The sequence below is a fragment of the Pseudomonas sp. BN505 genome, from assembly GCF_029873175.1.
GTDB classification, from domain to species: domain Bacteria; phylum Pseudomonadota; class Gammaproteobacteria; order Pseudomonadales; family Pseudomonadaceae; genus Aquipseudomonas; species Aquipseudomonas putida.
Genome location: NZ_SSOI01000067.1, coordinates 412,851 through 430,064 on the forward strand (window position 1 = coordinate 412,851; position 17,214 = coordinate 430,064).

At 64.5% G+C, this 17,214-nt stretch carries 16 protein-coding genes; 5 read left to right on the plus strand and 11 right to left on the minus strand.

Features of this window, described 5'->3' with window-relative positions:
* The first annotated feature begins 47 nt into the window (after positions 1-47).
* Together E8E78_RS24375 and mutM are read left to right on the plus strand one after the other, a co-directional pair.
* Positions 48-866 carry an HDOD domain-containing protein gene (locus E8E78_RS24375; protein ID WP_169725196.1) on the plus strand — a complete coding sequence of 273 codons (819 nt, stop codon included), beginning with the start codon at positions 48-50 and terminating at the stop codon, positions 864-866.
* A 3-nt stretch (positions 867-869) separates the two neighbouring features.
* A complete protein-coding gene (gene mutM / locus E8E78_RS24380; RefSeq protein ID WP_049276511.1) occupies positions 870-1,682 on the plus strand; it encodes a bifunctional DNA-formamidopyrimidine glycosylase/DNA-(apurinic or apyrimidinic site) lyase in 813 nt (270 codons plus the stop codon).
* A gap of 135 nt (positions 1,683-1,817) precedes the next feature.
* On the opposite strand, the gene E8E78_RS24385 is transcribed toward mutM, so the two are convergent.
* The 5 genes from E8E78_RS24385 to E8E78_RS24405 form a co-directional block, all read right to left on the minus strand.
* Positions 1,818-2,069: a YfhL family 4Fe-4S dicluster ferredoxin gene (locus E8E78_RS24385; RefSeq protein ID WP_019473229.1), complete on the minus strand. Its 252-nt coding sequence runs from the start codon at positions 2,067-2,069 to the stop codon at positions 1,818-1,820.
* A gap of 108 nt (positions 2,070-2,177) precedes the next feature.
* Complete coding sequence (gene coaD / locus E8E78_RS24390; RefSeq protein ID WP_016502083.1) at positions 2,178-2,657, minus strand: pantetheine-phosphate adenylyltransferase; 480 nt, start codon at positions 2,655-2,657, stop codon at positions 2,178-2,180.
* Positions 2,658-2,768: 111 nt separating this feature from the next.
* Positions 2,769-4,367, minus strand: coding sequence for a GMC family oxidoreductase (locus tag E8E78_RS24395; RefSeq protein WP_059394483.1), 1,599 nt, complete (start codon positions 4,365-4,367; stop codon positions 2,769-2,771).
* 20 nt (positions 4,368-4,387) lie between these two features.
* A complete protein-coding gene (locus E8E78_RS24400; RefSeq protein WP_049276513.1) occupies positions 4,388-4,873 on the minus strand; it encodes a hypothetical protein in 486 nt (161 codons plus the stop codon).
* A gap of 10 nt (positions 4,874-4,883) precedes the next feature.
* The gene (locus E8E78_RS24405; RefSeq protein ID WP_280314852.1) at positions 4,884-6,314 is read right to left on the minus strand and encodes a coniferyl aldehyde dehydrogenase; all 1,431 of its coding nucleotides are present in this window, start codon (positions 6,312-6,314) and stop codon (positions 4,884-4,886) included.
* A gap of 151 nt (positions 6,315-6,465) precedes the next feature.
* On the opposite strand from E8E78_RS24405, the gene E8E78_RS24410 reads away from it, so the two are divergent.
* Together E8E78_RS24410 and E8E78_RS24415 are read left to right on the plus strand one after the other, a co-directional pair.
* Complete coding sequence (locus tag E8E78_RS24410; RefSeq protein WP_016502079.1) at positions 6,466-7,131, plus strand: TetR/AcrR family transcriptional regulator; 666 nt, start codon at positions 6,466-6,468, stop codon at positions 7,129-7,131.
* 35 nt (positions 7,132-7,166) lie between these two features.
* On the plus strand, positions 7,167-8,021 hold the full coding sequence (locus E8E78_RS24415) for a sulfurtransferase (protein ID WP_280314850.1): 855 nt from the start codon (positions 7,167-7,169) through the stop codon (positions 8,019-8,021).
* 135 nt (positions 8,022-8,156) lie between these two features.
* On the opposite strand, the gene E8E78_RS24420 is transcribed toward E8E78_RS24415, so the two are convergent.
* The 6 genes from E8E78_RS24420 to E8E78_RS24445 all read right to left on the minus strand — a co-directional run bounded on the left by E8E78_RS24420 (position 8,157) and on the right by E8E78_RS24445 (position 15,403).
* Positions 8,157-9,149, minus strand: a complete 993-nt coding sequence (locus E8E78_RS24420) for a hydrolase (RefSeq protein WP_061204011.1) — start codon at positions 9,147-9,149, stop codon at positions 8,157-8,159.
* A gap of 60 nt (positions 9,150-9,209) precedes the next feature.
* Complete coding sequence (locus E8E78_RS24425) at positions 9,210-10,574, minus strand: pitrilysin family protein (protein WP_280337145.1); 1,365 nt, start codon at positions 10,572-10,574, stop codon at positions 9,210-9,212.
* The gene (locus tag E8E78_RS24430; protein WP_059394479.1) at positions 10,567-11,868 is read right to left on the minus strand and encodes a pitrilysin family protein; all 1,302 of its coding nucleotides are present in this window, start codon (positions 11,866-11,868) and stop codon (positions 10,567-10,569) included. Before E8E78_RS24430 ends, E8E78_RS24425 begins: the two co-directional genes overlap by 8 nt.
* Before the next feature lie 94 nt (positions 11,869-11,962).
* The gene (rsmD, locus tag E8E78_RS24435) at positions 11,963-12,565 is read right to left on the minus strand and encodes a 16S rRNA (guanine(966)-N(2))-methyltransferase RsmD (RefSeq protein WP_061204009.1); all 603 of its coding nucleotides are present in this window, start codon (positions 12,563-12,565) and stop codon (positions 11,963-11,965) included.
* A complete protein-coding gene (locus E8E78_RS24440) occupies positions 12,565-14,055 on the minus strand; it encodes a pitrilysin family protein (RefSeq protein ID WP_280314844.1) in 1,491 nt (496 codons plus the stop codon). The genes rsmD and E8E78_RS24440 overlap by 1 nt, the downstream gene beginning before the upstream one ends.
* Positions 14,048-15,403 (minus strand): pitrilysin family protein, encoded by a 1,356-nt coding sequence (locus tag E8E78_RS24445; protein WP_049276522.1) that lies wholly within the window; start codon positions 15,401-15,403, stop codon positions 14,048-14,050. Before E8E78_RS24445 ends, E8E78_RS24440 begins: the two co-directional genes overlap by 8 nt.
* Positions 15,404-15,634: 231 nt before the next feature.
* Here E8E78_RS24445 and ftsY point away from each other — a divergent pair, with 231 nt between their 5' ends.
* Entirely contained in the window at positions 15,635-17,212 is a 1,578-nt protein-coding gene (gene ftsY, locus E8E78_RS24450; RefSeq protein WP_059394477.1) for a signal recognition particle-docking protein FtsY, read from the plus strand.
* The last annotated feature ends 2 nt before the right edge of the window (positions 17,213-17,214 follow it).

Here is a 17,214-nt window from a genome sequence, read left to right on the forward strand (position 1 = left end):
AAGAACTCAGCGCCGAACAGATCCAGCAAGCCTTGCAAGGCATCACCATTCCGCCGCAACCGCAGATCATGGTCGACCTGCAGTTCGAGCAGTACATGCCTGACCCGGACCTGGAAACCATCGCCAAGCTGATTTCCCAGGACCCGGGCCTCTCGGGCGCCTTGCTCAAGCTGGTCAACTCCCCGCACTTCGGCCTGTCCAACAAGATCGGCTCGATCCAGCGCGCAGTAAATTTGCTGGGCAGCCGTTCGATCATCAACCTGATCAACGCCCAGTCGATCAAGGGCGAGATGAGCGACGAGACCATCGTTACCCTCAACCGCTTCTGGGATACCGCCCAGGATGTGGCGATGACCTGCCTGACCCTGGCCAAACGCACCGGTGTCCAGGCCGCAGACGAGGCTTACACCCTGGGCCTGTTCCATGACTGTGGGGTGCCGCTGATGCTCAAGCGCTTCCCGGACTACATGGATGTGCTGGTGCAGGCCTATGCCCAGGCCGACGAAGAGACGCGCGTGGTCGACACCGAAAACCGCGTGTTCAACACCAACCATTCGGTGGTCGGCTATTTCACCGCCAAGTCCTGGCGCCTGCCCGAGCACCTCACGGCAGCCATCGCCAACCACCACAACGCCCTGGCCGTGTTCCGTGACGAGAGCGCGCGCAATACCCAGAGCCAGCTGAAAAACCTGCTGGCGGTGCTGAAGATGGCCGAGCACATCTGCGCGTCCTACCGGGTGCTGGGCAACCAGGCGGTGGACCACGAATGGAACGTGGTCGGCCCGCTGGTGCTCGATTACATAGGCTTGTCGGAATACGATTTCGAAAACCTCAAGCAGAACATTCGCGAGCTGAGCGGGCACTGACACATGCCGGAATTGCCAGAAGTAGAAACCACCCGGCGCGGTATTGCGCCCCACCTCGAAGGCCAGCGCGTCAGCCGCGTGGTGGTGCGCGACCGGCGCTTGCGCTGGCCGATCCCGGAGGACCTGGATGTGCGCCTGTCGGGGCAGCGCATTGTCAGTGTCGAGCGGCGCGCCAAGTACCTGTTGATCAATGCCGAGGTCGGTACGCTGATCAGCCACCTGGGCATGTCGGGCAACTTGCGGCTGGTCGAGCTGGGTTTGCCTGCGGCCAGGCATGAACATGTCGACATCGAGCTGGAGTCGGGGCTGATGCTGCGCTACACCGACCCGCGCCGCTTTGGTGCCATGCTGTGGAGCCTGGACCCGCTGAACCACGAGCTGCTGCTGCGCCTCGGGCCTGAGCCGCTGACGGACCTGTTTGACGGTGAGCGGCTGTTCCAGCTGTCCCGTGGGCGGTCGATGGCGGTCAAGCCGTTCATCATGGACAACGCGGTGGTGGTGGGGGTGGGCAACATCTACGCCACCGAAGCGCTGTTTGCCGCAGGCATCGACCCACGGCGCGAGGCGGGCGGAATTTCACGGGCGCGCTACCTGAAGCTGGCAATCGAGATCAAGCGGGTGCTGGCGGCGGCGATCGAGCGCGGTGGTACCACCCTGCGCGACTTCATCGGTGGCGATGGGCAGCCGGGGTACTTCCAGCAGGAATTGTTCGTCTACGGGCGAGGCGGGCAGCCGTGCAAGGTGTGCGGCACGGAGTTGCGCGAGGTGAAGCTGGGGCAAAGGGCGAGCGTGTATTGCCCGCGCTGCCAGCGGTAAGGCTGGGGGCCGCTTTGCGGCCCAATTCGCGGGTAAACCCGCTCCCACAGGTACGGTGCAGGCCTGTAGGCCAGTGAGTTACCTGTGGGAGCGGGTTTACCCGCGAACAAGGGCGAAGCCCTTGCCAGGCGCCGATCAGGCCTTGCCGGTAATGCGGCGGTACTTGGCCATCAGCTGTTCTTCGGACTCCGGGTGCGCCTCATCCAGCGGGATGCAGTCGACCGGGCAGACCTGTTGGCACTGCGGCTCGTCGTAGTGGCCCACGCACTGGGTGCACAGGTTAGGGTCGATCACGTAGATCTCTTCGCCTTGGGAGATGGCCTCGTTCGGGCACTCGGGTTCGCAGACGTCGCAGTTGATGCAATCGTCGGTGATGATCAGGGACATGGGGACTCCGGCCGGGGCTCATGGCCCGGGCATGTTCAACGCAGTGGGCACAATTGTGCCGCATTCGCGCCCGCAGTGCACGCGGGCGCGATAATCAGGCGATCGGGCTTATTTCTTGAAGCGTTCAGTCAGCGCGTCGGCCACCACCGGGTGGACGAATTTGCTGATATCACCGCCCAGAGCGGCGATTTCCCGGACCAAAGTCGAGGAAATGAACGAATAACGTTCCGACGGCGTCAGGAACAGGCTCTCGACATCGGGGGCCAGTTGCCGGTTCATGTTCGCCAGCTGGAACTCGTACTCGAAGTCGGACACCGCACGCAGGCCACGCAGGAAGACGTTGGCGCCCTGTTCCTTGGCGAAATGCGCCAACAGGGAGGAGAAGCCGATGACTTCGACATTGGGCAGGTGCTTGGTGACCTCACGGGCTAGCGCCACCCGCTGCTCCAGGGGGAACAGGGGGTTTTTCTTCGGGCTGGCCGCCACCGCGATGATCACGTGGTCGAACAAGCGCGAGGCGCGCTCGACCAGGTCTCCATGGCCTTTGGTAATGGGGTCGAAAGTACCCGGGTACAACACTCGGTTCATCGCGTCATCCTGGCTGGAGTGCGTTGGGGAGTCGGATGGTAGCGCAGCGATTGCGCCCGGCCAAGTCATGCGGCCAGCTGATGGCACTATAGACAGGCGCCGTATTCGTTGTCATGCGCTGTGTGCCAGGCGGCCAATCAGGGCTTCGGTGAGCCTGGCGCTGATGGCATACACCGACAGTTGCGGGTTGGCGCCGATGCTGGTGGGGAACAGCGAGCCGTCGTGCACCGACAGGTTTTCCAGCTGGTGATGGCGGCCCAGGCTGTCGCACACGGCCTGACGCGGGTCTTCGCCCAACGCACAGCCACCCATCACATGAGCGCTGCCCAGGCGCGCCCTGAAGGGCTCCAGGCGCAAGGCGTCGATCATGCCCAGCGCCTGTTCCAGGCTGGAAGCAGCGCTGGCGTCGCTGTGCACGGGGGTCACCTGCATGGCCCCGGCCGCGAACTGGATCTGCGCCATGCTGCGGTAGGCGCGACGCAAGCCGTCGCGCAGGTAGTCGGTGACCGGGTAATCGAGCACCGGTGAACCGTCGCCACGCAGCTCCACGGCGCCACCCTGGCTCTCGGGGTGGAAACCGTCGCGCAGCAGCGCGAGCATCACATGGGTGTGCGGCAGCTCGGCCATGCGCCTGGCATTTTCGTGGCCGTGCCCACCCAGCAGGGTGCTCGCCAGCGCAGGGTGCAGCGGTGGCACTTCCAGTTTGTAGCCGACCGGGCCATCTGTGCCGCCTTGCCACTGGAAGTGGTCGCTGTAGATGGACTGCGGGGCGCCGTAGTAGGGGTCGATACGGTCTGTGAAACGTGCTGCGCTGAAGTTCACCAAGTGCAGGAACGTGCGTTTGCCCAGGCGGCCATGTGGGTCGGGCGCGGCGGAGCGCAACAGCAGGGCCGGGCTGTTGATGCCGCCGCCAGCCAGGAGGTAATGGCGTGCGCGTACGCTGACCTGCCTGCCGGTGGGATGTACGCCTTGGGCATCCAGGGCCTGGCAGGTCAGGCCCTGGATGCGCTCGCCGTTGTGCGTGAAGCGCTCGGCCCGGGCCAGGTACAGCAGTTCGCCGCCTTGTTCGAGGGTGGCGGGAATGCGCGTCACCAGCATCGATTGTTTGGCATTCACCGGGCAGCCCATGCCGCAGTAGCCCAGGTTCCAGCAGCCGCGCACGTTGCGCGGTATCACCGCCCAGCGGTAGCCCAACTGCTCACAGCCCCGGCGTAGCACGTCGTTGTTGGCATTCGGCGGCAGGGCCCAGGGGGTAATGCCCAGTTCCTGCTCCATGCGTTCGAACCAGGGCCGCAGCTCATCCTCACCCAGCCCAGTCACGCCGTGGGCTGAAGCCCAGTGCACCAGGGTCTGGGGAGGGGTGCGAAAGCTCGAGGTCCAGTTCACCAGCGTAGTGCCGCCCACGGCGCGGCCCTGCAGGATGGTGATGGCGCCATCCTTGCTCATGCGCCCCAAGCCCTCCTGATACAGGCTGGCGTAGGCTTCGCTCTCCAGCAGGTGGAAATCGTTGCTGGTCTTGAGCGGGCCTTCTTCGATCAGCAGCACCTTGAAGCCTGCGGCGCTGAGCATCTGCGCGCTGGTGGCACCGCCAGCACCGCTGCCGATCACGGCAACGTCGGCCTCCAGGGCAAGGTCCTGCGCCAGACGCGAAGCGTCATGGGTGATCCAGCCGCGTTCGAGGCCTTGGCGAAACGGGTCGGGGACAGGCATTGGCGATGCTCTTGTTGTTTTCAGATTGTTGGTGGCCCGGGGTAGCCGCAGGCGGCCCAGGACTCGGGGCGTTCGTACCAGGCCATCTGCAGCAACTGCAGCAACGAGGCGTGGCCCATGCGCAGCAGGTTCAGCGAACTGTCCTGCCAACGCTGCAGGAAGGCCGTGACTTGCGCAGGGCTGGCCTGTGCCCAGGCGCCCCAGACACCGGTCAGGGGGCCACGGGTGAGTGGCAGGCTGAGCACGTCGAACAATTGCCGGGTGAGCTTGAGCATTTCCGGCGACAACGCCGCCAGCTTGTGGTCGAGGCTGTGCAGCACCAAGTGCTCGGAGGCCTGCGTACCGGCCAGTACCACCGGGATCAGCGCCCGCAGCAGCGGCAGGTCGTCGTCGCGCAGTACCTGATAGCCCGACGCCGCTGTTTGTGCGCTGCAGCCAACCAGGCTGGCGCCCGCCAGAAAGGCGCTGGCGCCAAGGCTGAAACGCAGCAGGTCGCGGCGGTGCACTGGCCGGCGCTCAGCGGATGAACAGCTTGTAGACCAAGCGCTGCAAGGCTTTGCCATAAGGCGGGTAGATCCGCCGTGCGGCGTTGAAACGTTGCTTGGCAAGTACGGCCTTGGCCTTGCTGAAGGTCAGAAAACCGTCGTGGCCATGGTAGTGGCCCATGCCCGAAGGGCCGATGCCGCCGAAGGGGAGGTCGTCCTGGGCGACATGCAGCAGGGTGTCGTTCAGGCATACCCCGCCGGAGTGGGTGTGGCGCAGCACATGCTCTTGGCCCGCCCGGTCATAACCGAAGTAGTACAGCGCCAGCGGGCGCGGGCGCTGGTTGATGTAGGCCAGCGCCTGGTCGAGGCTGTCATAGGGCACCAGCGGCAGCAGCGGGCCGAAGATTTCGTCTTGCATCACCTGCATGCTGTCGTTCACGTCCAGCAGCAGGTGCGGTGGCAGGCGCCGGCCCTGGCGGGTTTCGCCTGGGTACAGGTCAAGCACCTGCGCACCTTTGTTGTGGGCATCGTCCAGCAGGTGCTGCAAGCGCTGCAGCTGGCGGGGGTTGATGATGGCGGTGTAGTCGGGGTTGTCGGCAATGCGCGGGTACAGGCGGCGCACGGCGCGCTGGTAGGCGTCGCTGAAGGCCGCCAGCCGTTCGCGCGGCACCAGCACATAGTCGGGGGCGACGCAGGTTTGCCCGGCGTTGAGGGTCTTGCCGAAGGCGATGCGCTCGGCGGCGCTGTCCAGTGGCACGTCGGCCGACACGATGGCCGGTGACTTGCCGCCCAGCTCCAGGGTAACCGGGGTCAGGTTCTGCGCCGCCGCCAGCATGACCTGCCGGCCCACGCTGGTGGCGCCGGTGAACAGCAGGTGGTCGAAGGGCAAGCGGGCGAAGGCCTGGCCCACCGCTACCTCACCCAGCACCACGCTGACCAGATCGGAGGGAAATACCTGCTCCAAGAGTTGTTTCAAGGCCTGGGCACTGGCGGGCGTGGCTTCGCTGAGCTTGAGCATGACCCGGTTGCCGGCGGCCAGGGCGCAGGTCAGCGGGCCGATGGCGAGAAACAGCGGGTAGTTCCACGGCACGATGATGCCCACCACCCCCAGCGGCTGATAACGCACCTGCGCGCTGGCCGGCTGGAAGGCCAGACCGACCCGTCGCCGGCTGGCGCGCATCCAGCGATGCAGGTGCCTTTCGGCGTGGCGCAGGCCCTGTACCGAGGGCAGCAGCTCGGCCAGCAGGGTCTCGTCGGCGCTGCGCCCGGAAAAATCCTCGCTGATGGCCTCGATCAACCCAGCCTGGTTGGCCAGCAAGGCTTCGCGCAGGGTTCTCAGCCATTGCAGTCGCTGGGCCGCAGGCGGCAGGGGGTTGCCGGCGAAGGCCTGGCGCTGGGCAGCGAACATCGCCGCAAGGTCGAGGTCGGATTGCACAGGGGTCAAGGCACTGGGCGCGTTCATGGCGGCGTTTGATCCGGGCAGGAAATGTCTAGAGCCTATACTCTAATCGGGACGATGGTGCGAATTTTTCCGCGCCGCCGAACGGTGCATTCCACCTGTAATACGCCGTAAGATGACCCTTTGATGAAAGCCCGCAGACTGGGAGCTGAGCATGGCCCCGCGCATGAAGACCCGAGAGCGCATCGTGCAGAACAGCCTGGAGCTGTTCAACCAGCAGGGCGAACGCAGTGTCAGTACCAACCACATTGCCGCGCACATGGAAATCTCGCCCGGCAACCTGTATTACCACTTCCCCAACAAGCAGGCGATCATTGCCCTGTTGTTCAGCCAGTATGAAGAACTGGTAGACAGCTTCCTGCGCCCGCCGCAAGGCCGCCAGGCAACCGTGGAGGACAAGCGCTTCTACCTCAAGGCCTTGCTGGCGGCGATGTGGAACTACCGCTTCCTGCACCGCGACCTGGAGCACCTGCTGGACAGCGACGCGGAGCTGGCCGCCCGTTACCGGCGTTTTTCCGAGCGCTGCCTGCGCCAGGGCCAGGCGATCTACCGCGGCTTTGTCGAGGCGGGCATCCTGACCATGGCGCCGGCGCAGATCGAATCGCTGACCATCAATGCCTGGATCGTGCTGACGTCCTGGGTCCGTTTCCTCAGCACTACGCGTGAACATTCCGCGCACTTGGGTGAAGAAGCCTTCAAGCGGGGCGTCTACCAGGTACTGGTGCTGGAACTCGGCTACGTCACCGACCGTGCGCGCAGTGCTGTGGACGCCCTGTGCCAGGAATTCCATGTACCGTTCAACCAGGCTCTGGAACATTGACCCAGGGCCCTAGTGCCATCGATCAGGAGATTGTCATGCCCCTTGCGCAATTGATCACCCCGCAGCAGTTGGCCGAGCGTCTGGGCTCGCCCAAGTTGGTGATCCTCGACTGTCGCTTTGCCCTCGAGGATGTGGACTATGGCCAACGCAGCTATGCCCAGGGGCATATTGCCGGGGCGCATTTTGCCGACCTGGACCGCGACCTCAGCGGGCCGGTGAGCAAGGGGCGCACCGGGCGCCATCCACTGCCCGATGCGCACCGGCTGGTGGAGCGCCTGCGCGAGTGGGGCCTGGGCAACGACAGCGAGGTGGTGCTGTACGACGACGGCCCTGGCGCCTTTGCCGCCCGGGCCTGGTGGCTGCTGGCCTGGCTTGGCAAGCGCAACGGCGTGGCGATCCTCGATGGTGGCCTGAAGGCTTGGCATGCGGCGCACTTGCCGTTGAGCCTGGACTCACCGTCCAAACGCGAAGGCACCTTCAGTGGTGAGCCCGATGCCAAGTTGCTGATCGATGCCGAGCACCTGGGCAAGCGCCTGGGCAGCACTGACCTGACCTTGATCGATGCGCGTGCCTTGCCGCGTTTTCGCGGTGAAGTAGAGCCGATCGACCCGGTGGCGGGGCATATTCCCGGGGCCCAGTGCGCGGCGTTTACCGACAACCTGGGGGCTGATGGGCGCTTCTTGCCTGTGGATCAACTCAAGCAGCGCTTTGCCGAAAAGCTGGCCGGGCGGGCACCGGAGCAGTTGGTGTCTTACTGCGGGTCTGGGGTGACGGCTTGCCATAACCTGTTTGCGATGGCACTGGCGGGGTACCCGCTGGGCAAGCTGTACGCCGGGTCGTGGAGCGAGTGGATCAACAACCCGCAGCATGCCGTGGCCACCGGCGAGTAAGCAAGCGCGCTCTGCAAGGCTATCTTGGCTCTTGTGGGAGCGGGTTTACCCGCGAACACCGGCGAAGCCGGTGCCATCCTCCGCGCCGGATTCTTCGCGGTGTACGCTCCCACAGGGTGTCGGGCAGGTCTTCAGTCACTGGCCGTCTACCAGCCACTGTGGAATCCGCCGCTCCAGGTAGTACCCCGGGTTGCGCAGGCTGCCATCGACAAACCCCACATGGCCACCGCGGCGGTGCAGTTCGAAGCGGGTCTGGGGTGCCAGTTCACGGGCCGTAGGCAGGCTCTGGCCGGCCACGAACGGGTCATCGCTGGAATGGATGATCAGCGTCGGCGTGCGGTTCTGGCCGAGGAAGAAGTGGCTCGATGAGCGGCGATAGTAGTCGTGCACATCGCGAAAGCCATTGAGGGGTGCCGTGACTTTGCCGTCAAAGTCCCAGAACGTGCGCAGGTTGCTCAGCTGCCCCAGGCGCTCCAGCGCCGCCAGCCGTTCATGCTCGCCCTGCTCGTGGAAGTGCCGTTGCTTGAGCTGAACATACGCCAGCATCTCGCGCATGAAATGTGCCTGGTACACCTTGGAAAAGCCTTGGCCGATACGGTCGGCACAGTGGTCCAGGCGAAAGGGCACCGACACGGCAACTGCCGCCTCCAGCTGGCTGGCAACGCCGCTCTCGCCCAGGTATTTCAACAGCACATTGCCACCCAGCGAGTAACCCACCGCATACAGCGGCGCCAACGGGCGCTGGGCACGCAGGTGGCTGACAATTTCGGCCAGGTCTTCGCTGGCGCCGGAATGGTAGCTGCGCGGCAGCAGGTTGGGTTCGCCTGAGCAACCACGCCAGTTCACCGCCACGCTGGCCCAGCCGCGGTTTTGCAGCGCTAGCTGCAAGCCTTTGACGTAGGGTGAATGGGACGAGCCCGTCAGCCCATGTAGCACGAGCACCAGTGGCGCCTGTGCCTGATGTGGGCCATGCCAGTCGAGATCGATGAAATCGCCGTCGGCCAGCCACAGGCGCTCGCGGTTGCGCTGCAGCTCAGGCAGCTTGCGCCACAAGGGGCCCCACAGCGTCTGCAGGTGGGGATTGGACAGGCCGATGGCCGGACGGAAGGTGGCGCTTGGGCTGGGCATGCTGGGCAACTCATGATGTGCTTGCCTAGAGTGCCATGAAAAAGCGCCACAGTACCTGCGCTATTGGTCGGTGGCCGGCAGTGGTTGTTGCGCGGTAGGTGGGCCGACACTGACGCGTACTGCCTGGCTCAAATCGAGCTGACGCTGCATGACGGCGCGGACATCTGCCGGTGTCAGGCTGGCGAGGCGCTCGATGCAGCTGCCGAGAAAGTCGGCGGGCTGGCGTTGTTGGGTAATTTGTGTGAGCAAGGCTGCCAGCAGCTTGTTCTGTGCCACATCGCGCAACAGTTGCCCTGCCAGTTGCTTGCGCGCCACTTGCAGCTCGGCCTGGGTTGGCCCTTGTTCGATGAACTCGCGCAGCAACGTTTCAACCAGTACTTGAGAGCCTTCGACGTACTCTGGCGCGATATCCCATTCGGCGCTGAACAGGCCGCCTGCGCTCCAGGCATTTACCCGTGTGTAGATGCCATACGTCAACCCGCGGCGCAGCCGCAGTTCATTCATCAAGCGTGACGCGATTCCCGACCCCAATACTTCACTCGCCAACACCAGGGCCGGATATTGCGGATGATTGGCGGGCACGCTCACGGGTAATGCAATCAGGACGACGCTGCTCGCGCCAGGCTGTTCGACGCTGAGCGTGGTGCCGGTTGCTGGAGCAGCGGCCGCCAGCTCGATTGCGGACCAGCCTTGGGGCAGCGCCTGACTGATCTGTTGTGAAACGGCCTGAGCCTGTGCAAGGGAAAGGTCCCCCACTACTACGATGTTCAAGTTACTGGCGCAGTAGGCACGCTGGTGGAAGCGCCTCAGATCCTCCGGGGTAACCTGTTCTATCCCTTGCTGAGTGCTGCCCGATGGGTTGCCATATGGATGACCACTGAACATATGACGAAAGGCTTCGCTACGCGCCCTAAAGCGGGGGTTTTGCTCGCGAGATGCATTGTGCCGCAGCAGTTGGCTTTTTATCTTGGCTAGCGCGTCAGCGGTAAAGGCAGGGCGTGCCACAAGGTCGATGAAAAGCGCCAGTGCCGGGTCGAACAGTGCTTCGTTGCTCAGGCTTCGCAGGCTCAGGGTCGCGTGCTCCAGGCGGATCTGCTTTTCCATGACAGCGCCCAGGCGCTCCAGTTGCTCTGCTTGCTGGGTGGCGGTGTGCTGCTGGCTGCACTCGTCGAGCATGTAGAACGCCAGGGATGCCAGGCCGGGGAGTACGGTGTCCTGGGTTGTACCGGCCCTGAATTGCAGCACGATATCGACTATTGGCAGCCCTCGGGCTTCGACGAACTTCACGGCTGTGCCGCTATCCGTTGTCCACGCCTGCACGTGGGTATCAATGGGTTCGAAGAGGTCCAGATCAACCCCCAGGGCCGACACCAGACCACCATGAACAGGGCTGTCTGCAGCGGGGTATGAATTCGAGTCATTCATCAGCGCTTTCCTTGTGATGCGTAAAGGTGATGGTGGTCCGGGATTCGGTCAGGAAGTCATAAGCGGCCAGGCCTACCTGCTCGGCTGTCACGGCTTCGATGGCTCGCCGTTCATCCTCCAGTGCAACAGGGTCCAGGCCGCAGGCGGCCTGCTTGCCGATGGCTTCTGCCTGCTTGCCGATATCGTCCCTGTCGAATAATTGCTCGGCCAGAAGCCGTGCCTTGGCGCGCTGGAGGTCTTCTTTGCTGGGCGCTGACTGGCGGAACGCTTCGACTTCCATCAGCAGCCGTTCTGCCGCCGCCTGGGGTGCAACCTGCGGGCTGCAGAACGCGTAAAACGTCAGCAGGCTGTCCCCTCGTTGCCAGGGCTCATAGTCCGACCACACACCTTGCAGTACCGTTTCTTCGCGCACGAGCAGGCGCTGGAGGATGCTGGCCTGGCCTTGGGCAAGAATCTGGGGCAGCAGACGCAGTGCATACGCTTGTGAGTCAGACCGGGCGGTGCATTGACTGGGTAGGTTGAAACTGATGATCACGCCCGTGTGCAGGCCGTGCTGGCGCAAGGTTTGAACGCGCCGAACCAGGCTGGAGGGCTCTACAGGTATTTGCCGGGCCGGCAGGCGATGAGCGGGGATCGCTGCAAAGTGTCGCGTTACCAGCGTTTGCAGTTGCGCCAATGTAATGTCGCCAGCCACTGCCAGTGTCGCGTTGTTGGGGTGGTACCAGGTCCGGTACCACGTGCGTGCCGCGGCAGGTGTCATGTGGCCGAGGTCAGTCTTGTAGCCGATCGTGGGCGTGCCATAGCCGCGGTTGTCATAGGCCAGCAGCAGGTGATGTTCCAGGGCCTGCGACCACGGGTCGTTATCGACGTCCTCGCGTCGCTCAGCCATGACAACCGCCAGTTCGCGGGCAAAAGGTGCATCGCTGAGGGTGGCGCTGGCCATGATATCGGCCATGGCTTCCAGGGCGATCTCCAGGCGGCTGGCTGGCAACGTGAGCGGAAAGGCTGTGGCATCGGGGAGGGTGAATGCATTTGCCTCACCACCCAAGTGGGTCATGAGGGAGGAGTATTGCCCCCCAGCCAGTTTGCTGCTGCCCTCGAACAGCAAATGCTCAAGGGCATGTGAAAGGCCGGTATGGCCTTCGGGCTCGTAGCTGGAACCCACGTGATACCACAGCTGCGCGCTGACCAGCGGGGCGCGGTGGTCTTCGCGCAGAAAGACGCGCAAGCCATTGGCGAGGGTAAAAGCACTTATCCGGCTAGCCGGTGTGGGCGAGGAGGGGCGTTCGGTCATGGTTGAAGTGCTCCTTCAAGAAACAAAGGAGCAGCTTCAGCCACGCAGGCGGCGGCAGTGCGGTAACTAAGTAAGCCAAACCCGGTTTATCGGGTCATCCTCGCTGCCAGAGCGCGTAATACACCTGGCCGGTTTTCTTCTCGCGGTGCAGCCGCCAGTTGGCGGGCATCGGCAGTGTTGAGGGCGCCGCTTCGCTTTCGGTGTAGATCAGCGCCTGTTCGCCCAGCCACTGGTTCTGCTCCAGCAGGTTGCAGGTGTTGGCCAGCAGGTCCTGGTGGAACGGCGGGTCGAGGAACACCACGTCGAACTGTTGCTTGGCCGGGCCTTGCAAGTAGCGCAGGGCATCGGTTTGCAGGATTTGCCCGCGGGGGCAACGCAGGATCTCGAGGTTGTTCTTCAGGTTGCCGATCGCCGCCGGGTTGCTGTCCAGTGCCACGGCATCCTTGGCGCCGCGAGACAGGGCTTCGAGCAGCAGGGCACCGCTGCCGGTGAAGGCATCCAGAACGCGGGCACCCTCGATGTGTGGCGCCAGCCAGTTGAACAGGGTTTCGCGCACGCGGTCAGGCGTTGGCCGCAGGCCTTCGCCTTCCGGTACCGCCAGGCGGCGGCTACGCCACTCGCCGGCGATGATGCGCAGGTGGCCCTGGCCCTTGCTTTGGCCCGATTGCGGGCGGGCGGGAGGGGTGGATCTTGGCATTAGTGCTCCGGTACCCCGAGCGCTTGCTCGGAGGGCTTGTCAGTGGGGGCTGGCAGCGGTTTTTGTGGCACTTTCGGGCCTACGGTGACGATCACCAGTTTATCGGCTGACAGGTGTTTGTTCATGGCCGCCTTGACCTGCCCGACGGTGAGGGCCTGGGACTGCTGCATGAAGTCCTCCAGCCAGGTCAGCGGCAGATTGTAGAAGCCGATTGCGCCCAGCTGGCCGACGATGCTGGCGTTGCTGGCATTGGACAGCGGGAAGCTGCCGGCCAGTTCGCGCTTGGCATCGTCCAGCTCTTGCTGGGTGGGGCCTGTCTTGAGGTAGTCGGCAAGAATATCCTGTACCAGCTTGAGCGTGCCTTCACTGAGCTCGGCACGGGTCTGCAGGTTGATCATGAACGGGCCGCGCACCTGCATGGGGCTGAACACCGAGTACACGCCGTAGGTCAGGCCACGCTTTTCACGCACTTCACTCATCAGCCGGGTACCGAAGGCGCCACCACCGAGGATCTGGTTACCCAGCGACAAGGCTGGCCAATCCGGGTCCTGGCGGTCGATACCAAGCTCAGCCAGCATGAGGTGGGTCTGTTTGGACGGGAAGTCGATGTGGGTCAGGCCGGCCTTGGCTTCGCTGGGCTGGGCTGGCGCGGCAAGCGCCGGGCCCTTGGGCAGGCCCGCCGAAACCTGGGCGGCAATGGCTTCGGCTTCGGCACGGCTGAGGTCGCCGACCAGGGCGATTACTGCGTTGCCGCCGGTATAAGCCTTGGCGTGGAAGGCGCGCAGTTGTGCCAGGGTAATGCCGTTGATGGTTTCTGCGGTGCCATCGCTTGGGTGGGCGTAGGGGTGGTCGCCATAGAGGTTGCCGAACAGCGCTTTGCCCGCGATTTTGCCGGGGTTCTGCTTCTCGTATTCGAAGCCGGCCAGCATCTGGTTCTTGATGCGCTTGAGGGCGTCCTCGGGGAAGGTCGGCTTGCCGGCCACTTCGGTGAACAGCTTGAGCGCAGGTTCGCGCTTGTCCTTGATGCTGAGGCTGCGCAGCGATGCCACGGCCATGTCACGGTAGGAGCCGTTGCCAAAGTCTGCGCCCAGGCCTTCGAAACCCTCGGCGATGGCGGTGACGTCCTTGCCGGCCACACCCTCGTTGAGCATGGCGTTGGTCAGCGCCGCTACGCCGGGGGTTCCGGCGTCCTGGCTGCTGCCGGCGGCAAAGGTGACGCGCAGGTCGAACATCGGCAGTTCGCGGGCTTCCACGAACAGCACACGGGCGCCCTCAGCGGTGCTCCAGTGCTGGATGTTCAGCTGGCGCCGGCTGGGTGCCTTGCCATCCAGCTCGGCCAGCGACTGCAAGGTGTTGGCCGGGCGGGCGGCGCTGGTGTCCGCCTTGGCGGCGTTGTCGGCCATGGCCGGGGCGGCCAGCACTGCCGCCAGCGCCAGGGCGCGGATGCCCGTGGCCAGCAAGGTTGGGCGCGGTGCGCGACGATCACTCATGAGCGGACTCCTCGGGCAGTACATGGGCAACGCTCAGGCGTTCGCGGGTAAAGTAGGTGCGCGCGGCGTCCTGGATGTCCTGCGGGGTGACGCGCTTGAGCTCGTCCAGCTCGCTGTCGATCAGTTTCCAGGACAGGCCGACGGTTTCCAGCTGGCCGATGGTGGTGGCCTGGCTGCTGATGGAGTCGCGGTCGTAGACCAGGCCGGCAATGACCTGGGCGCGTACGCGTTCGAGCTCTTCGGCGCTGGGCGGGGTGGTCTTGAGTTCTTCAAGCAACTGCCAGATGCCTTTCTCCACATCGTCGAGGGTTTTCTGCTTTTGCACGTTCGGCGTGGCCGAGATCAGGAACAGGCTGTCGCCGCGGGTGAAGGCGTTGTAGCTGGACGAGGCGCCAGCCACCAACTCCTGGCCACGCTCCAGGCGTGCCGGCATACGGGCGCTGTAGCCTCCGTCGAGCAGTGCCGAGATCAGGCGCAGGGCATGCACGGTGCGCGGGTCCTTGGCGGTGGGCAGGCCGGGCACATTGAAGCCATAGATCAGGCTGGGCAGCTGGGTGCGTACGTGCAGGGTCAGCTGGCGCTGGCCAGGCTCGGCCAGCTCCAGTGGCAGCTTGGCCGGCGGTACGGCGCGCTTTGGAATGCTGCCGAAGTACTTCTGCGCCAGGCCCTTGACCTCGTCGGCGGTGACATCGCCGACCACAACCAGGGTGGCATTGTTGGGGGCGTACCAAGACTCGTACCAGTGGCGCAGTTCTTCGACCTTCATGCGCTCCAGGTCCGCCATCCAGCCGATGGTCGGCGTGTGGTAGCCGCTGGCCGGGTAGGCCATGGCGCGGAACAGCTCGAACGCCTTGGAGTTGGGCTGATCGTCGGTGCGCAGGCGGCGTTCTTCCTTGATTACCTCGATTTCGCGGCTGAACTCGTCGGCCGGCAGGCGCAGGCTGGCCAGGCGGTCGGCCTCCAGCTCCAGGGCGACCGGCAGGCGGTCGCGGGCCAGTACCTGGTAATAGGCGGTGTAGTCGTCGCTGGTGAAGGCGTTTTCTTCGGCGCCCAGGTCACGCAGGATGCGCGAAGCTTCGCCGGGGCCGACCTTGGCGCTGCCCTTGAACATCATGTGTTCCAGCGCATGGGACAAACCGGTCTGGCCCGGGGTTTCGTAGCTGGAGCCGACCTTGTACCAGATTTGCGAGACCACCACCGGGGCGCGATGGTCTTCGCGCACGACCACCTTCAGGCCATTGTCGAGGATGAATTCGTGGGTGGGTTGCACATCGGCGGCGAAGGCCGCGAGCGGCAGGCAGAGCGTGCCGAGCAACAGGCCAGCGGCGCGGCGGGCTAGAGCATTCATAAGGTGTTTAACCTGTTCGGCGGCCCGCTGGGTTTAGCGTCGGCGGGCCAGGAGGTGCTAGGATACTGATCCGGTTGCCTGGCGACCATGCCTGTCGCCGTTCTGGCCCGCAGGACACTAAGACAAAACGTTGCGCATGAACCAGCAGGCTTCAAGATAGTCTGTTCTGCGTAGAGAGAATTCCCGATGTGCCATTACTGGCTCATCGCTACCCTGAGATAGCCGTCCTCCATGTTTGGTTCCAACGACGACAAGAAAGCGCCGGCCGAGGCTGGCGAGAAGAAAGGCCTGTTCAGCTGGTTTCGCAAGAAGCCGCAGCAACCTGTCGCCGAACAGCCACAAGCCCCCGAGCCCCAGGCTGCAGAGCCTGTAGCGCCGCAGCCCGCCGTCGAGCGCCCTGAAGCTGCTCCGGTCGAGCCGGTGGTTGCAGAAACCCCCGCCCCTGCAACCGAGGCGCCTCGGGCCGCCGAGCCGGCAACTGCCCCAGTGGTTACCCCGGTCCTTGAGCCCGCGCCCACCCCAGTGGCCGCCCCGGTCTTCGAGCCTGCACCCGCCCCAGTCCCTGCCCCGGCCCCCGAGCCTGCCCCGGCCCCAGAGGTTGTCCCGACCCTTCAGCCTGCCCCGGCCCTTGTGGGAGCGGGCGTGCCCGCGAATGCGCAGCCTGCGGCTCTGCAGGTCGAAACCCCTGCGCCGGTAGCTGCTCAAGCCGTTGAACCCCCTGTCAGCAACCTGGTCCTGCCCGTTGCCGAGGAACCTGTCGCTCTCGTCCCAGACCTGGAGCCAAAGGCCCCACCAGCGATTCCCGAGCGTCAGGTGGCAGAGCCCGTCGCACCAGAGCCCGAGCCAGCTCCCGCAGCCGTCGCAACCGTTACCGAACAAGCCAAACCCGGCTTCTTCGCTCGCCTCAAGCAGGGCCTGTCCAAGACCAGCGCCAGCATCGGCGAGGGCATGGCCAGCCTGTTCCTCGGCAAGAAGGTCATCGACGACGACCTGCTCGACGAAATCGAGACGCGCCTGCTGACGGCCGACGTCGGTGTGGAAGCCACCTCGGCCATCGTCCAGAACCTGACCCAAAAGGTTGCCCGCAAGCAGCTGGCCGACGCCGACGCGCTTTACAAGTCGCTGCAGGAAGAGCTGGCCGCGCTGTTGCGCCCGGTCGAGCAACCGCTGAAAGTGCAGGCGCAGAACAAACCCTATGTGATCCTGGTGGTTGGCGTGAACGGCGCCGGCAAGACCACCACCATCGGCAAGCTGGCGAAAAAGCTGCAGCTGGAAGGCAAGAAAGTCATGCTGGCTGCCGGTGACACCTTCCGTGCCGCCGCGGTCGAGCAGCTGCAGGTGTGGGGCGAGCGTAACCAGATTCCGGTGATCGCGCAGCACACCGGCGCCGACTCCGCGTCGGTGATCTTCGACGCCGTGCAGGCCGCCAAGGCCCGTGGCGCCGACGTGCTGATCGCCGACACTGCCGGCCGCCTGCACACCAAAGACAACTTGATGGAAGAGCTGAAGAAGGTCCGTCGGGTGATCGGCAAGCTCGACGCCGATGCGCCACACGAGGTGCTGCTGGTACTCGACGCCGGCACCGGCCAGAACGCCATCAGCCAGGCCAAGTACTTCAACCAGAGCGTCGAACTGACCGGCCTGGCCCTGACCAAGCTGGACGGCACCGCCAAAGGCGGGGTGATCTTCGCCTTGGCCAAGCAGTTCAATATCCCGATCCGCTTCATCGGTGTCGGTGAAGGCATCGACGACCTGCGTACCTTCGAAGCCGAGCCGTTCGTCAAGGCTCTGTTCGCCGAGCGAGACTGACC

Excerpts from the sequence above, each read along its gene's own strand:
- ftsY (WP_059394477.1), top strand. The coding sequence starts at position 15,635 with ATGTTTGGTTCCAACGACGACAAGAAAGCGCCGGCCGAGGCTGGCGAG.
- coaD (WP_016502083.1), bottom strand. The coding sequence starts at position 2,657 with ATGAACCGAGTGTTGTACCCGGGTACTTTCGACCCCATTACCAAAGGC.
- E8E78_RS24430 (WP_059394479.1), bottom strand. The coding sequence starts at position 11,868 with ATGACCGAACGCCCCTCCTCGCCCACACCGGCTAGCCGGATAAGTGCT.
- E8E78_RS24425 (WP_280337145.1), bottom strand. The coding sequence starts at position 10,574 with ATGAATGACTCGAATTCATACCCCGCTGCAGACAGCCCTGTTCATGGT.
- E8E78_RS24415 (WP_280314850.1), top strand. The coding sequence starts at position 7,167 with ATGCCCCTTGCGCAATTGATCACCCCGCAGCAGTTGGCCGAGCGTCTG.
- mutM (WP_049276511.1), top strand. The coding sequence starts at position 870 with ATGCCGGAATTGCCAGAAGTAGAAACCACCCGGCGCGGTATTGCGCCC.
- E8E78_RS24420 (WP_061204011.1), bottom strand. The coding sequence starts at position 9,149 with ATGCCCAGCCCAAGCGCCACCTTCCGTCCGGCCATCGGCCTGTCCAAT.
- E8E78_RS24385 (WP_019473229.1), bottom strand. The coding sequence starts at position 2,069 with ATGTCCCTGATCATCACCGACGATTGCATCAACTGCGACGTCTGCGAA.
- E8E78_RS24410 (WP_016502079.1), top strand. The coding sequence starts at position 6,466 with ATGGCCCCGCGCATGAAGACCCGAGAGCGCATCGTGCAGAACAGCCTG.
- E8E78_RS24405 (WP_280314852.1), bottom strand. The coding sequence starts at position 6,314 with ATGAACGCGCCCAGTGCCTTGACCCCTGTGCAATCCGACCTCGACCTT.
- E8E78_RS24395 (WP_059394483.1), bottom strand. The coding sequence starts at position 4,367 with ATGCCTGTCCCCGACCCGTTTCGCCAAGGCCTCGAACGCGGCTGGATC.
- E8E78_RS24440 (WP_280314844.1), bottom strand. The coding sequence starts at position 14,055 with ATGAGTGATCGTCGCGCACCGCGCCCAACCTTGCTGGCCACGGGCATC.
- E8E78_RS24445 (WP_049276522.1), bottom strand. The coding sequence starts at position 15,403 with ATGAATGCTCTAGCCCGCCGCGCCGCTGGCCTGTTGCTCGGCACGCTC.
- rsmD (WP_061204009.1), bottom strand. The coding sequence starts at position 12,565 with ATGCCAAGATCCACCCCTCCCGCCCGCCCGCAATCGGGCCAAAGCAAG.